15 protein-coding genes are annotated in these 14,922 nt (G+C 59.0%); 7 read left to right on the top strand and 8 right to left on the bottom strand.

The window, feature by feature from the left end:
* Positions 1 to 51: 51 nt before the first annotated feature.
* From phnE (ACR809_RS20120) to phnC, 4 genes are all read right to left on the bottom strand, one after another.
* Positions 52 to 936, bottom strand: a complete 885-nt coding sequence (gene phnE, locus ACR809_RS20120; protein ID WP_016531458.1) for a phosphonate ABC transporter, permease protein PhnE — start codon at positions 934 to 936, stop codon at positions 52 to 54.
* The gene (gene phnE / locus ACR809_RS20115; protein WP_002890001.1) at positions 933 to 1,805 is read right to left on the bottom strand and encodes a phosphonate ABC transporter, permease protein PhnE; all 873 of its coding nucleotides are present in this window, start codon (positions 1,803 to 1,805) and stop codon (positions 933 to 935) included. The genes phnE (ACR809_RS20120) and phnE (ACR809_RS20115) overlap by 4 nt, the downstream gene beginning before the upstream one ends.
* Positions 1,806 to 1,871: 66 nt before the next feature.
* On the bottom strand, positions 1,872 to 2,810 hold the full coding sequence (gene phnD, locus ACR809_RS20110; RefSeq protein WP_002890002.1) for a phosphonate ABC transporter substrate-binding protein: 939 nt from the start codon (positions 2,808 to 2,810) through the stop codon (positions 1,872 to 1,874).
* A gap of 22 nt (positions 2,811 to 2,832) precedes the next feature.
* On the bottom strand, positions 2,833 to 3,675 hold the full coding sequence (gene phnC, locus ACR809_RS20105; protein ID WP_020802579.1) for a phosphonate ABC transporter ATP-binding protein: 843 nt from the start codon (positions 3,673 to 3,675) through the stop codon (positions 2,833 to 2,835).
* Between the two features lie 848 nt (positions 3,676 to 4,523).
* On the opposite strand from phnC, the gene ecpR reads away from it, so the two are divergent.
* The 6 genes from ecpR (at position 4,524) to ACR809_RS20075 (ending at position 11,318) form a co-directional block, all read left to right on the top strand.
* Positions 4,524 to 5,066: an ECP biosynthesis operon DNA-binding transcriptional regulator EcpR gene (gene ecpR / locus ACR809_RS20100; protein ID WP_004144585.1), complete on the top strand. Its 543-nt coding sequence runs from the start codon at positions 4,524 to 4,526 to the stop codon at positions 5,064 to 5,066.
* Positions 5,067 to 5,140: 74 nt separating this feature from the next.
* Positions 5,141 to 5,728 carry a common pilus major fimbrillin subunit EcpA gene (ecpA, locus tag ACR809_RS20095; protein WP_002890053.1) on the top strand — a complete coding sequence of 196 codons (588 nt, stop codon included), beginning with the start codon at positions 5,141 to 5,143 and terminating at the stop codon, positions 5,726 to 5,728.
* A 58-nt stretch (positions 5,729 to 5,786) separates the two neighbouring features.
* Positions 5,787 to 6,455 carry a fimbrial chaperone EcpB gene (locus tag ACR809_RS20090; protein WP_004144586.1) on the top strand — a complete coding sequence of 223 codons (669 nt, stop codon included), beginning with the start codon at positions 5,787 to 5,789 and terminating at the stop codon, positions 6,453 to 6,455.
* A gap of 25 nt (positions 6,456 to 6,480) precedes the next feature.
* A complete protein-coding gene (locus ACR809_RS20085; RefSeq protein ID WP_122051529.1) occupies positions 6,481 to 9,006 on the top strand; it encodes a fimbrial biogenesis outer membrane usher protein in 2,526 nt (841 codons plus the stop codon).
* A complete protein-coding gene (gene ecpD, locus ACR809_RS20080; RefSeq protein WP_122051528.1) occupies positions 8,996 to 10,639 on the top strand; it encodes a fimbrial adhesin EcpD in 1,644 nt (547 codons plus the stop codon). Before ACR809_RS20085 ends, ecpD begins: the two co-directional genes overlap by 11 nt.
* Positions 10,608 to 11,318, top strand: coding sequence for a fimbria/pilus periplasmic chaperone (locus ACR809_RS20075; protein ID WP_040238519.1), 711 nt, complete (start codon positions 10,608 to 10,610; stop codon positions 11,316 to 11,318). Before ecpD ends, ACR809_RS20075 begins: the two co-directional genes overlap by 32 nt.
* 3 nt (positions 11,319 to 11,321) lie before the next feature.
* Here ACR809_RS20075 and ACR809_RS20070 read toward each other — a convergent pair whose 3' ends face one another.
* Genes ACR809_RS20070 through ACR809_RS20055 form a run of 4 tightly spaced genes read right to left on the bottom strand, consistent with a single transcriptional unit; the run spans position 11,322 to position 14,379 of the window.
* The gene (locus ACR809_RS20070) at positions 11,322 to 12,011 is read right to left on the bottom strand and encodes an amino acid ABC transporter permease (RefSeq protein WP_004178714.1); all 690 of its coding nucleotides are present in this window, start codon (positions 12,009 to 12,011) and stop codon (positions 11,322 to 11,324) included.
* The gene (locus ACR809_RS20065; protein WP_004177291.1) at positions 12,001 to 12,753 is read right to left on the bottom strand and encodes an amino acid ABC transporter permease; all 753 of its coding nucleotides are present in this window, start codon (positions 12,751 to 12,753) and stop codon (positions 12,001 to 12,003) included. The genes ACR809_RS20070 and ACR809_RS20065 overlap by 11 nt, the downstream gene beginning before the upstream one ends.
* A complete protein-coding gene (locus ACR809_RS20060; RefSeq protein WP_004151355.1) occupies positions 12,750 to 13,568 on the bottom strand; it encodes an amino acid ABC transporter ATP-binding protein in 819 nt (272 codons plus the stop codon). The genes ACR809_RS20065 and ACR809_RS20060 overlap by 4 nt, the downstream gene beginning before the upstream one ends.
* A 1-nt stretch (position 13,569) precedes the next feature.
* A complete protein-coding gene (locus ACR809_RS20055) occupies positions 13,570 to 14,379 on the bottom strand; it encodes an ABC transporter substrate-binding protein (protein ID WP_002890106.1) in 810 nt (269 codons plus the stop codon).
* Positions 14,380 to 14,712: 333 nt separating this feature from the next.
* Here ACR809_RS20055 and ACR809_RS20050 point away from each other — a divergent pair, with 333 nt between their 5' ends.
* Positions 14,713 to 14,883: a hypothetical protein gene (locus ACR809_RS20050; protein WP_002890108.1), complete on the top strand. Its 171-nt coding sequence runs from the start codon at positions 14,713 to 14,715 to the stop codon at positions 14,881 to 14,883.
* Positions 14,884 to 14,922 lie beyond the last annotated feature (39 nt).

Here is a 14,922-nt window from a genome sequence, read left to right as displayed (position 1 = left end):
CTGGACGAGTAGGTCGGGTAAGGCGTAGCCGCCACCCGGCGCAAAGGCGCGCTAGCGTCCGCCCTGATACAGCGGTACCGCGGCGCCGCCGATATAGCGACGGCGCAGCCAGGCGGAGAGGGTGTCCATGATCATTACCACCGCCACCAGCAGCAGGGTGATAAACATCACCACATCCCAGTTCCACAGACGCATATTCTCGGCATAGATAAGCCCGATACCGCCGGCGCCGACGAAGCCCAGCACCGCCGCGGAGCGGGTGTTGGATTCAATCTGATACAGGCTCAGCGCGAGGAAGGTCGGGAACGACTGGGTAAAAATGCCAAAGCGATGCTTTTGCAGGCCGTTCGCGCCCACGGCGGTCAGCCCGCGCCCGGGAGATCGGTCCACGGCTTCGTGTCCTTCCGCGTACAGCCTTCCCAACAGGCCGGTATCCTGCATGATGATCGCCAGCACCCCTGCCAGCGGCCCGAGGCCGACCGCACGCACGAAAATCAGCCCCCAGATAGCCATGTCGATCCCGCGCAGCACATCAAACAGGCGGCGCATCAGCAGGGCGAGGGTCCCCAGCACCACGCCGCGCATGATGTTGCGGGCGGCGAAGAAGGAGAGCAGCAGCGCCAGCACCGTGGCGGTCAGCGTCCCGGCGAAGACGATGGCCAGGGTGACGCCGATTTGCGTAAAGTAATAGCCGAACGGCCAGTTCCAGAAGTCGTGCCAGACGAACATCCGCGCCAGGTAGCGGCCAATCTGCTGCAGGCCGGTGGTCAGCTGTTCGCCGCTGACGCCGAACTGCAGAAAAAACCAGACGTAATAGAGCAGGCAGGCTAGCGCCACCAGCCCGACGTAGCGCAGGTAGCGCCCCTGGACCTGATAGAGCTGCTTATGTTGCCGCCGGCTGGCGGCGATATCCGGTTGCATGTGCCAGACGCTCATTTTTTCCCCTCCAGTACCCACAGGCGCAGACGACCGGACAGCATGTCCAGCGCCGACACCACCAGAATGATCAGCAGCAGGGTGATGCTCACCTGATCGTAGCGGTCGAGCTTGATGTTGGTCATCAGTTCCTGGCCGATGCCGCCCGCGCCCACCAGCCCGAGAATGGTCGACGAGCGGAAGTTGATTTCAAGCCGCATAAAGCCATAGGAGAGAAACAGCGGTTTCACTTGCGGCCAGAGGGCGAAGCGAATTTTCTGCAGCGGGGACGCGCCGCAGGCCGCCAGGCCGCGTACCGGTTTGTTTTGCGCGCTTTCCACCGCCTCGTAGAACAGTTTGGTCAGGCTGCCGACAGTATGCAGCATCAGCGCCAGAAAGCCCGGGATCGCGCCGATGCCGAACGCCATCACAAAGATCACCGCCCACGCCAGCTCGGGCATGGTGCGTAAAAACGCCACCAGCACGCGAATGGCAAAGCGCACCGGCGCCGGGGACCAGGCGTTATTGGCGGCAAGAAACGCGAAAACCGTGGCGATGGCGACCGCCACCAGGGTCGAGGCCAGCGCCAGCTGCAGGGTTTCCCAGATCAGCGGCAGCTGGATCGGCAGGCGATAGCCCCACCAGGCCAGCGACCCTTTGGTCTGCACATCGGCGAACAGGTTACCAGCGCTCAGGGGCGGAATGGTCTCTGCCATATAGTCAAAGAAGTGGGGCAGCGAGTGCCAGATAGTCAGCAGATTAAATTCCGCGGCGCTGCCGGCGGCAAAATAGAGCGCCAGCAGCAGCAGCGACCAGCAGACGGCATCGCGCTTTTGCCGCGAGCGTACCTGCTGGTAATAGCGTTCAAATTCGGTGTGGGTTGTCTTCATGCGTCGGGGATCTTCAACGTAGCGCCGCCGCTTACCCTGGGGCAAGCAGGCGGCGTTGAGGCAGGATTAACGCGCGCTCACCAGCTCGCGTTTCATATCAATAATCTGCTGGAAGTCAGCCACGCTGCCCGGGCCGATGTGCTGAGTACCGCCCATCGCTTTGATAAAGCAGGCGTGATCCTCGGTGTCCAGCTTTTTCACTGCCGCCACGACCTTCGCCTTAAAGTCCGCCGGCAGCGCATTGCTCACCAGGATCGGGCCGTTCGGGATCAGCGGCGATTGCCAGATAATGCGGATCTGCTTCATCAGATCCGGATGATCCATGCGAATCAGGCGGTTGAACGCGCCGGTAGTGTAGCCGGTGTTGTAATCGCCAACCATCGAGGCCCACGTGACCGCGCCCGCGAACTGGCCATTCAGCACGCCGAGGATGTCCTGCTCATGGCCGCCGGAGAAGGTGACGCTGGAGAAGGTGTTGTTGTATTTGTTGTCGGCGTTACCGCCAAATTTTTCTTTAAACGCATGGTTAGGGATCAGATACCCGGAAGTGGAATCCGGATCGGCGAAGCCGAAGGCTTTGCCTTTTAAATCGTCCAGCGTTTTGTACGGGGAGTCGGCTTTGACAATCACCACCGAGTGATAGCCGCGAGACTGATCTTTGTCGTCCACGGCGATGCCGACGATATCCACCGCTTTCGGATTATTGAGATAAACCGAGGCGTAGGAGGAGGGGGACATGCTCAGCACCACGTCGACTTTCCCTCCCAGCAGGCCCTGGATCACCCCGGAATAGTCGGAAGAGTTGCGCAGTTTGGTATCCACGTTCAGCTCTTTATCGAGGAAGGCCTTCACGCACTGGTTATCGCCGATTTGCTGGGTGGCGTTCTGGCCGCCGAGAATGCCCAGATTGAGCTCTTTCGGCTGCGCCGCCGCTGCCTGCCATGCCATCATCATGCCCGCGACCATTGCGGATAAACGAACTGCGCCAGTCATATATTTTTTCATTATGTTGCCCGTGTGAGTGAAATTAATGCAATTGGCTAACTTCATCGCCGTACAGCCGCTGCAGCACATCCTGCGTCAGCCGGGAGGGGTGATCGTCAAAAATAAGCTGGCCGCTGGCGACGCCGATAACCCGGGTGCAGTAGGCCCTGACCAGCTCCACCGAATGCAGGTTTACCATCACGCTGATGCCCTGCTCGCTAATCTCGCGCAGCACATCCATGATGCGCTGAGTGTTTTTCGGATCCAGCGAGGCGACAGGCTCGTCGGCCAGCAGGATCCCGGGGTTTTGCATCAGCGCCCGGCAGATCGCCACCCGCTGCATCTGCCCGCCGGAGAGGTTCTCCGCCCGCTGCAGCGCGTGCGGCAGCATGTTCATCCACTCAAGCAGCGCAATGGCGCGCGCCCGGTCGGCTGCGGGAAAGATTTTAAACAGCGATTTCAGGGTTGAAGTCTGGCTGAGGCGGCCCAGCAGGACGTTGGTGAGCACGTCGAGGCGCGGCACCAGGCAGAAGTCCTGAAAAATCATTCCGCAGTGGCTACGCCAGGCATTGAGCGCACGGCCTTTCAGCTGTGAGACATCGTGCGGGGTACCGACTTCCGGGTAGCTAAGAATTTCTCCGCCGCTGGCGCTGTGGGTGCCGTTGAGGACATGCAGGAGCGTTGATTTACCGGCGCCGGAGCGGCCTATGATGCCAACCATTTCGCCAGCGTGCAGATCAAAGCTGATGCCGTCCAGCACCTTGTGCTGGGCTTGATAAGCTTTACTCAGATTACGCACGCTTAAGACCTTCCGCTGCCGGCCGGCAGCGAGATCGGTGAACGGTTGGAAATCAGTTTCGGCCACCGCGGCAAGAGAGCTGTTCATAAGAGTGTCCAGGTTCGTCATTAACTGGCCACTATTAATAGGTCTTTATATGAAATTTCGATGACGGTATTGCGAACAAAGCGTGAACTGGCGTGAAAGAGCGACGGCCAGCGGCTCAACGCGTGCGGCATGCTGGCGGCTGGCGAAGCGCCGAAAAGCCGCTATGCTTTGGAGGACGCGGAGGCAGACCGGTTCGTGGGCGTAGGCAGCCTTCGGCAATCTTCGCTTAATCTTGATGAAGAAGACCGTTTAATCGAATAGATAATGCGTCTGCCTTTGTTTAGCATTCAACATCCCGCATGTATTAACATATACATAACTATTTTGTGCGGCAGGTTAATCTATTCATGAGTCTTATGTGTTGGTGAATCATCCTGGTTTTTGTTTATTTGTAGATTTATATCCTTTCTTTTGTGCTAAATCCGGTTTATTTGATAAGCCATTCAAGAGTCCCATTAAGAATATTCCTAACATAATAGGGCGAAGATCCTGGGTAATATAAAGCGCAGATAAGAATTGACGGTTATATTACCAATAACCGTATGAAAATAAATGTCTTTTTCTGGCGCTCAAAAATTTGATATTTTCAGTTTTTGTAAATATTGACCTGGGCGCGAAATTCATTGCCTTTCCGCATGTTGACACTCCATAGGAAAAAACTTAAATTCAACGCCAAGCAGAAAATAATTATAGTTTAATCCCCCGCTTATCCAATATTGATAAGTAATGCGTGTCTTATTTAATGGCGATTTATTAAAGGAAACGAATACGCCAGTAAACTTTATAGGCCTGGCAAGCAGTGACGTTTTAAAAATGATTACTTCAAGGACTATGAGGTTAAAAACTATATGGAATATAAAAGCTGTTCCGATAAGTATATTTGGTCTGCCGATGACTCCTATTTCTATAAAGGACTGTCCGAACTGATTGTAGACATCGACGAATTAATTTATCTCTCACTGGAGAAAATCAGAAAAGATTTTGTGTTTATCAATCTCAATACGGCTTCATTAAACGAATTTATCAGGCGCGACAGCGAATGGCTATCCGCGGTAAAGGGGAAACAGGTCGTATTGATTGCGGCCAGGAAATCAGAGGCCTTAGCGAACTACTGGTATTACAATAGCGATATTCGCGGGGTGGTATATGTTGGTCTGAGTCGCGATATTCGAAAAGAACTGGCCTATGTAATTAATGGCAGGTTTCTCCGCAAAGATATTAAGAAAGATAAAATTACAGATCGGGAAATGAAAATTATCCGCATGACCGCCCAGGGCATGCAGCCGAAATCGATCGCCAGAATTGAAAATTGTAGCGTGAAGACAGTGTATACCCATCGGCGTAATGCTGAGGCCAAACTGTATTCCAAAATATATAAGTTAGTTCAGTAACACCCAGGCAATTCTGTTTTTTAAATGGTTCACCGGGACATCATGTCCTTAATTCAACTCAGGATGAAAAAGCGATGAAAAAAAAGGTTCTGGCAATAGCTCTGGTAACGGCGTTTACCGGTATGGGCGTGGCGCAGGCTGCTGACGTAACGGCTCAGGCTGTAGCGACCTGGTCTGCGACCGCTAAAAAAGACACCACCAGCAAGCTGGTTGTGACCCCGCTCGGCAGCCTGGCGTTCCAGTACGCCGAAGGCATTAAAGGCTTTAACTCGCAGAAAGGTCTGTTTGACGTGGCGATTGAGGGGGACACAACGGCGACCGCCTTTAAGCTGACCTCGCGTCTTATCACCAACACCTTAACCCAGCTGGATACCTCCGGCTCCACGCTGAGCGTGGGCGTGGATTATAACGGCGCCGCGGTGGAAAAAACTGGCGATACCGTGATGATCGATACCGCCAACAATATTATGGGCGGCAACCTCAGCGCGCTGGCTAATGGCTACAACGCCAGCGGCCGTACCACCGCGCAGGATGGTTTCACTTTCTCCATCATCAGCGGCACCACCAACGGCACCACCGCCGTGACCGATTACAGCACTCTGCCGGAAGGGATCTGGAGCGGCGACGTCAGCGTACAGTTCGACGCCACCTGGACCAGCTGATCCTTCTGATGCACCAGCAGGGGGATCCCCCCCTGCTTTTTTCACGGACGGAATTGTTATGAAAAAGCACCTTCTGGCCCTCGGGCTGCTGCTTGCCGGGGTGTCGCCGGCGCAGGCGCTGGATGTCGGCGATATTTCATCCTTTATGAACAGCGGCAGCAGCACGCTGAGCAAAACGATCAAGAACAGCACAGACAGCGGTCGACTGATCAATATCCATCTCGAACGGCTCTCTTCCCCGCTGGACGGCGGGCAGGTTATCCCAATGGACAAACCGGATGAGGTATTGCTCACTCCCGCCAGCCTGCTGCTACCCGCCCAGGCCAGCGATGTGATCCGCTTCTTCTACAAAGGCCCGGCGGATGACAAAGAGCGCTACTACCGCATTGTCTGGTTCGATCAGGCGCTCAGCGATGCCCAACGCGATAACGCCAACCGCAGCGCGGTGGCCACTGCTTCCGCTCGCATCGGCACCATCCTGGTGGTGGCGCCCCGGCAGGTGAACTATCGCTTTCAGTACGCCAACGGCTCTCTGACCAACACCGGGAATGCGACGCTGCGGATCCTCGCCTACGGCCCCTGCCTGAAGGCCGCCGATGGTAAGGAATGTAAAGAGAATTACTACCTGATGCCGGGTAAATCGCGCCGTTTTACGCGCGTGGACACGGCGGATAAAAAAGGACGGGTGGCGCTTTGGCAGGGTGAGCAGTTTGTTCCCGTGAAATAGACAGCTGTGCAGATGGATAACGACGATGCCTCAACGATGGATTACCCCAGGACTGAAAACGCGGCTTGCCTTCGGCATGATCTTTTTGTTCGTTCAGCCCGACGTCAGCGCTGCCGCCGCAGGCGCGCAGCAGATTGGCGGGGTGATTATTCCGCAGGCCTTCAGCCAGGCGCTGCAGGACGGCATGAGCGTCCCGCTCTATATTCATCTCGCCGGCAGCCAGAGCACCCGGGACGATCAGCGGATCGGCAGCGCCTTTATCTGGCTGGACGGCGGCCAGCTGCGCGTCCGGCAGATCCAGCTGGAGGAGAGCGAAGGTAACGCCAGCGTTAGCGAACAGACCCGCCAGCAGCTGATTGGCCTGGCCAACGCTCCGTTCAATGAGGCGCTCACCATTCCCCTGACCGACAGCGCACAGCTGGATCTCAGCCTGCGCCAGCTGCTGCTGCAGCTGGTGGTCAAGCGCGAGGCGCTGGGCACCGTCCTGCGCTCGCGCAGCGAAGATATTGGTCAGTCCAGCGTGAACACCCTCAGCAGCAACCTGAGCTATAACCTCGGCGTCTATAACAACCAGATGCGTAACGGCGGGAGCAACACCTCCAGCTACCTGTCGCTGAACAACGTCACGGCGCTGCGGGAGCATCACGTGGTGCTCGACGGCTCGCTGTACGGCATCGGCAGCGGTCAGCAGGACAGTGAATTATATAAGGCCATGTATGAGCGCGATTTCGCCGGCCACCGCTTTGCCGGCGGGATGCTTGACACCTGGAACCTGCAGTCCCTGGGGCCGATGACCGCTATTTCGGCCGGTAAGATTTACGGCCTTTCCTGGGGGAACCAGGCCAGCTCCACCGTCTTCGACAACAGCCAGTCCGCCACGCCGGTGATCGCCTTTCTGCCGGCGGCGGGCGAGGTGCATCTCACCCGTGACGGTCGGTTGCTGAGCGTCCAGAACTTCGCTATGGGCAACCATGAAGTGGATACCCGCGGCCTGCCGTACGGTATTTACGACGTGGAAGTGGAGGTGATCGTCAATGGTCGGGTGGTCAGCAAACGCACCCAGCGGGTCAATAAGCTGTTCAGCCGGGGACGCGGCGCCGGCGCGCCGCTGGCGTGGCAGGTATGGGGCGGCAGTTTTCATATGGACCGCTGGTCAGAGAGCGGGAAAAAGACCCGGCCGGCGAAAGAGAGTTGGCTGGCAGGCCTTTCGGCCTCCGGGTCGCTCAGCACCCTGAGCTGGGCGGCTACGGGCTATGGCTACGACAACCAGGCGGTGGGGGAAACCCGCCTGACGCTACCGCTGGGCGAGTCGATCAACGTTAACCTGCAAAACATGCTGGCCAGCGACAGCTCGTGGAGCAGCGTCGGCAGCATCAGCGCCACGTTGCCCGGGGGGTTCAGTTCAGTGTGGGTTAACCAGGAGAGAACCCGCATTGGCGATCAATTGCGGCGCAGCGATGCCGACAACCGAGCGATCGGCGGCACCCTCAACCTGAACGCGCTGTGGTCGAAGCTGGGGACGTTCAGCGTCAGCTACAACGATGACCGTCGCTACAACAGCCATTACTACACCGCGGATTACTATCAGACGGTCTACAGCGGCGCCTTTGGCTCGCTCGGCCTGCGGGCGGGGATCCAGCGCTATAACAATGGCGACAGCAGCGCCAACACCGGGAAATATATCGCCCTCGATCTGTCGCTGCCGCTGGGCAACTGGTTCAGCGCCGGGATGACCCATCAGAACGGCTACACCATGGCTAACCTCTCAGCGCGCAAGCAGTTTGATGAAGGCACTATTCGCACCATCGGGGCCAATCTGTCGCGGGCCATCTCCGGCGATACCGGGGATGACAAAACCCTCAGCGGCGGCGCGTATGCCCAGTTCGACGCCCGCTACGCCAGCGGCACGCTGAACGTCAACAGCGCGGCGGACGGCTACGTCAACACCAACCTCACCGCCAGCGGCAGCGTCGGCTGGCAGGGCAAAAACATCGCCGCCAGCGGACGAACCGACGGTAACGCCGGGGTGATTTTCAACACCGGGCTGGAGGACGATGGTCAGATTAGCGCCAGGGTTAACGGGCGGATCTTCCCGCTCAGCGGCAAGCGTAACTACCTGCCGCTCTCTCCCTATGGTCGCTATGAGGTGGAGCTGCAGAACAGCAAAAACTCGCTCGACAGCTACGACATCGTCAGCGGGCGCAAGAGTCATCTGACCCTTTATCCGGGCAACGTCGCGGTGATTGAGCCAGAGGTGAAGCAGATGGTCACCGTCTCCGGCCGTATTCGTGCAGAAGATGGCACGCTGCTGGTGAATGCGCGGATTAACAACCATATCGGCCGTACCCGCACCGATGAAAACGGCGAGTTTGTCATGGACGTGGATAAGAAATACCCCACTATCGATTTCAGCTACGGCGGCAATAAAACCTGCGAAGTGGCGCTGGAGCTCAGCCAGGCGCGCGGCGCCGTCTGGGTCGGGGATGTGGTCTGCAGCGGCCTCTCGTCGTGGGCGGCGGTGCAGCAGTCAGGAGAAGAGAATGAAAGTTAATGCACTGATGGCGCTGGCGATCCTCGCGCTGCTCTGGCCGGCAGCCGCGCTCAGGGCGGCGGTGACCAAGACCACCTGGTCGGATGCGCCGGCGCGCGAGTTTGTGTTTGTGGAAAACAACTCCGACGACAACTTTTTCGTCACCCCCGGCGGGGCGCTGGATCCGCGTATGACCGGCGCTAACCGCTGGACCGGCTTAAAATACACCGGCTCAGGGACCATCTATCAGCAGAGTCTCGGCTATATCGATAACGGCTACAACACCGGGCTCAATGCCAACTGGAAGTTTGATATGTGGCTGGAAAACTCACCGGTTTCACACCCCTTAACCGGCCTGCGCTGCATCAACTGGTACGCCGGGTGCGATATGGCTACCAGCCTGATCCTGCCGCAGACCACCGACGCCAGCGGGTTTTACGGCGCGACGGTGACCAGCGGCGGCGCGAAGTGGATGCACGGCATGATGTCGGACGCCTTCTATCAATATCTGCAGCAGATGCCGGTCGGCGGCAGCTTTACGATGACCATCAATGCCTGTCAGACCTCGGTGAACTACGATGCCAGCAGCGGCGCGCGCTGTAAGGATCAGGCCTCCGGTAACTGGTATGTGCGCAACGTCACCCACACCAAAGCCGCGAACCTGCGGTTGATTAATACCCACTCGCTGGCGGAGGTGTTTATCAACAGCGATGGCGTGCCGACCCTCGGGGAAGGGAACGCCGACTGCCGGACGCAGACCATCGGCAGCCGCGCAGGATTAAGCTGTAAGATGGTCAACTATACCTTGCAGACCAACGGCTTAAGCAACACCTCGATCCATATTTTCCCGGCGATCGCCAACTCGTCGCTGGCCTCGGCCGTCGGGGCGTACGATATGCAGTTCAGCCTCAACGGCAGCTCATGGAAGCCGGTGAGCAATACCGCTTATTACTACACCTTCAACGAGATGAAGAGCTCAGACTCGATCTATGTTTTCTTCTCCAGCAACTTCTTTAAACAGATGGTGAATCTCGGGATCAGCGATATCAACACCAAGGATCTGTTCAACTTTCGCTTTCAGAACACCACCTCGCCGGAGTCAGGCTGGTATGAGTTTTCCACCTCCAACACGCTGATTATCAAGCCCCGTGATTTCAGCATCAGCATTATCTCTGACGAATATACCTCGGCGCCGTCGCGGGAGGGGTATGTCGGCAGTGGTGAACCGGCGCTCGATTTCGGCTACATCGTCACTACCAGCGGTAAAACGGCCGCCGACGAAGTGCTGATCAAAGTGACCGGACCGGCGCAGGTGATTGGTGGGCGCTCCTACTGTCTCTTCAGCTCCGATGACGGTACGGCGAAAGTGCCGTTCCCGGCGACGCTCTCTTTTATCACCCGCAGCGGTGCGACGCAGACCTACGACGCCGGGTGCGATGACAGCTGGCGGGACATGACCGATGCGCTGTGGCTGACCACGCCGTGGACCGATATCTCCGGCGAAGCGGGGCAGATGGATAAGACCACGGTGAAATTTTCGATTCCGATGGATAACGCCATTTCGCTGCGGACGGTAGACGATAACGGCTGGTTTGGCGAAGTCAGCGCTTCAGGAGAGATTCATGTCCAGGCGACGTGGCGCAACATTAACTAAGGCCCTGCTGACGGTGGGCTGCCTGCTGGCAGCGCCGCTGGCGCAGTCGATCTCGGTCGGCAACCTGACCTTTTCCCTGCCGGCTGAAGCGGATTTCGCCAGCAAACGGGTGGTCAACAACAATAAAAGCGCGCGGCTGTACCGCATCGCCGTCAGCGCCATCGATCGCCCGGGCGGCAGCGAAGTCCGCTCCCGGCCGGTGGATGGCGAACTGCTGTTCGCCCCCCGCCAGCTGGTGCTGCAGGCAGGTGAGAGCGAGTATTTTAAATTTTACTATCATGGGCCGCGGGATAACCGCGAGCGCTACTATCGGGTCTCGTTTCGCGAAATCCCCACCCGCAACCTGACGAGGCGCAGCCCGACCGGCGGCGAGGTCAGCATGGAGCCGGTGGTGGTGATGGATACCATTCTGGTGGTGCGCCCGCGCGAGGTGCAGTTTAAATGGTCTTTCGATAAGGTGGCCGGGACGGTGAGCAACACCGGCAATACCTGGTTTAAGCTGCTGATTAAGCCCGGATGCGATTCGACCGAAGAGGAGGGGGACGCGTGGTATCTGCGTCCCGGGGACGTGGTTCGCCAGCCGGCGCTGCGCCAGCCGGGGAACCACTATCTGGTCTATAACGACAAATTTATTAAGATCAGCGATACCTGTCCGCTGAAGCCCCGTCCCGCGGAGTGAGCCTTATCTGGTGGTCGCGCGGCGGGTAAAGCGCCGGCTGGCCAGCAGGCTCAGACCGCAGCACAGCAGGTAGTACACCGCGCCGGTGAAGACGAAGATCGCCAGGGGATAGATCTGCACCCGGTTGTTGACCTGGCCGGCCACGGTGGTCAGCTCCGGGACGTTGACGATAAACGCCAGCGACGTGTCCTTCAGCAGGCCGATAAAGATCCCCACCAGCGACGGCTGAACGTTGCGCAGCGCCTGCGGGAGCAGCACCAGGCGCAGCGTTTGCCCGGGAGCGAACCCCTGGGTCAGCGCCGCCTCATACTGTCCTTTCGGCAGCGACTGCAGCCCGGCCAGCACCGAGTGCATCACCGAGGCGGCGGTAAACCACGCCAGCGCCAGGGTCACGGTCACCGCGCCGGGCAGATCGCCGCCGGTCAGCATCGGCAGCAGATACCACAGCCAGAAGATGACAAATATCAGCGGGATGCCGCGGATAATTTCCGCCCACAGAAACAGCAGACGCCGCACCAGCCCGCCGTAGCGCCAGGCCAGGCCCGCCAGCGCAATGCCTCCCGGCAGCGCCAGCAGGGTGGCGCCGATGGCCATCAGCAGGGTCAGCGCCACGCCGCCGGGCTGGCCCTCCGCCAGCCGGCCCCACAGCAGGTAATCGAGGTTATCGGCGATCACCGCCAGATTAGCGTTCATGTCGGGCGCTCCGTTGCAGTTTTCTTCCCGGGCCGAGACGCGTGAGCGCCACGCCCATCGCCACCCCCAGCGCCAGGTACAGCGCGGTGCCGACGGCAAACGCCTCCAGGGCGTGCGCGTTATAGCTCTCAATCTGCCGCACCTGATAGGTCAGTTCCGCAAAGCCGATGCCGCTGGCCAGCGATGAGAGTTTCATCAGGTTAAGATACTGGCCGACAATCGGCTGCCAGGCGTTGGCCAGCCCCTGCGGCAGGAGGATAAAGCGCAGCTCCTGCCACGGCGTAAAGCCCTGCGACAGCGCGGCTTCCCGCTGCCCGGGGCTGACGGCGCGCAGTCCGGAGGCGATCTCTTCCACCAGAAAGGCGGAGGTAAAGACCCCCAGCCCCCACATTGAGCAGAGGAACTCCGGCGTCAGCCACCAGACGTTGCCCGGCAGAATGGACCAGGCGTGTTCGTCGTTCACCACCTCCTTCACCGCCAGCGGCAGCAGGTTCCAGGCGGCAAAGTACCAGAATAGCAGCTGGACCAGCAGCGGAGTGTTGCGAAACAACGAGACCCACGCGGCCACCAGTCCGCGCCCCGCGCGTCCGCCGCCGAGGCGCAGGGCCAGCAGCAGGACCGCCAGCAGGGTGGCGAGCAGGATCCCGGCGACGCTGACCCAGACGGTGGTGAGAAAACCAGAGATAATCCATTGCAACGGCTGCCCGCTCAGGACGCCGTGCCAGTCAAGCATCGGCGTCACTCGAGGCTCTCCTGGTGCAGCGGATCCAGCACCTTCTGCAGAAAACGCCGCGCGCGGGCATGCTGCGGATGGGCGAAAAACTCAGCCGGCGGGGCGACTTCGAGGATGTCGCCGCCGTCGATAAACACCACCCGGTCGGCAATTTCGCGGGCAAACTGCATCTCGTGGGTCACCACCAGCATGGTGATCCCGCTGTGGGCGAGGGTTTTCATCACCTGCAGCACTTCGCCGATCATCTCCGGGTCGAGCGCCGAGGTGGGCTCATCGAACAGGATAATCTGCGGCGAGGAGGCCAGGGCGCGGGCGATGGCCACCCGCTGCTGCTGGCCGCCGGAGAGCTGCGCCGGCATCTGCTGCGCTTTTTCTTCCAGTCCGACCTGACGCAGCAGCGCCAGCGCCCGCGCCTGAGCCGCGCTTTTTTCCCAGCCATGAACGCGCTCCAGCGCCAGAGTGATGTTCTCCTGCGCCGTCAGGTGGGCATAAAGGTTGAACTGCTGGAAGACAAAGCCGACGCGGCTGCGCAGCTGGCGCAAGGCGCTGCCGCTCAGCCGGCTGGTGGGTTTGCCGTCGATCAGGATCTCGCCGCCGCTTAAGGATTCGAGCTGGTTGATCAAGCGGATCAGCGTCGATTTTCCCGAACCGGAAGGGCCGAGGATCGCCACCACTTCGCCGGGCTCGACCTGCAGGTTGATGGCGTTTAGCACCTGATGATCGCCGTAGCGCTTGGCCACATCACGGAACGTAATGCTGGCGCGCTGCAGACGTGAAAAATCCGCGGCCGGGGCCGCGGAGTGGGAGAGTAAACCCGAGAACATATTATTTCGCTTCTATGGTAAAGGCGCGCGGCTGCGGCGTTTTAGTGGCAGGGCCAAACCAGACATCATAGATTTTCGCGGCTTCGCCGGTTTTCTCCAGCTTCACCAGCTCATCGTTAACGGCTTTCAACAGGGCCGGTTCGCCTTTCTTCACGCCCACGCCAATCTCTTCTTTGCTGAGCAGGTCGGGCAGAATTTTAAACTTGGCTTTATCCGGCGCTTCCGCCAGCAGACCGGCGAGGATGGTGCTGTCCTGGGTGATGGCCTGGACGTTGCCGTTGCGCAGGGCGGTCAGGGCCAGCGGAATATCGTCATAGGAGAGGACGCGAGCCTGCGGGAAACGCTGGTGCAGGGCCTGTTCGCCGGTGGTGCCTTTCACCGCGCCGATGCGCGCTTTGCTGTACTCATCGAGCTTATCCGGAGAGCCGGCCGGCACGAGGAACTGCTGGCCGGTGACGAAATACGGCGTTGAGAAATCAATAACCTGGGCCCGCTCCGGGGTGATGGTAATGTCGGCGACGATCAGGTCGGCTTTGCCGGACTGCAGCAGCGGAATACGGTTGGCCGGGTTGGTGGCCACCAGCTCGAGTTTGACGCCGAGCGCTTTCGCCAGCGCCTGGGCAAAGTCGACGTCGTAGCCGACGATATGGTGGGTTTTGGCGTCCACAGAACCGAACGGCGGGTTGGCGTCGAAGGTGGCGACTTTTACGACGCCGGCGGCTTTGATGTCAGCCAGCTGGTCCGCCTGTGCCTGCGAGGCGAGCAGCAGCATACCCAGCGCCAGTGCGATTTTTGTGGTTTTATTGCGCATAGTTTTTCCCCTGAATCCCTGTTTTGTTTTGTGGACATCACGCTCCCACAAATTGCCCGTCGGCGGCAAAGAAGAAAAAATTCTTATCTATAACCAAAAAGAACTTAACAAACCTATGGGTATTCTTTATGCGCCGCTGGCTTTTACCAGGACGGCAACGACTGCCGGGCGGTCCCCTCTCCCTCAGGGAGAGGGCCAGGGAGAGGGTGATAGGACCGGGGGTAATATGCGCCAGCCAGGATTGCAAATTCGGAATTAATATTTCCCGCGCCCGGCCAACTGTGGTTGAAATAGACCCAGGCGATTCGCTTCCCGACAGAGGAGAAAACGAAAGTGGCATTGTGGCAACGGTTAACGGGCTGGCTGGCTTTTTTGTCCAACGGTGAAGCCGGACAGCAGGATACCCAGCGCGTCATGGAGGCGATCCTGCCGGTAGCCAGCCTCTACGGCGTGGACATTGGCAACGTGGAAACCCGGTGGTTCCGTCATGATAAGACATACTGAGCGACGCAGGACGCGAGAAGCCTACTGGAACGAGGTGTG

This window comes from Klebsiella sp. CD33, from assembly GCF_051992865.1.
GTDB lineage: Bacteria > Pseudomonadota > Gammaproteobacteria > Enterobacterales > Enterobacteriaceae > Klebsiella > Klebsiella pneumoniae.
The sequence above is the reverse complement of the archived record's forward strand: the minus strand, read 5'-3'. Positions and strand labels throughout refer to the sequence as shown.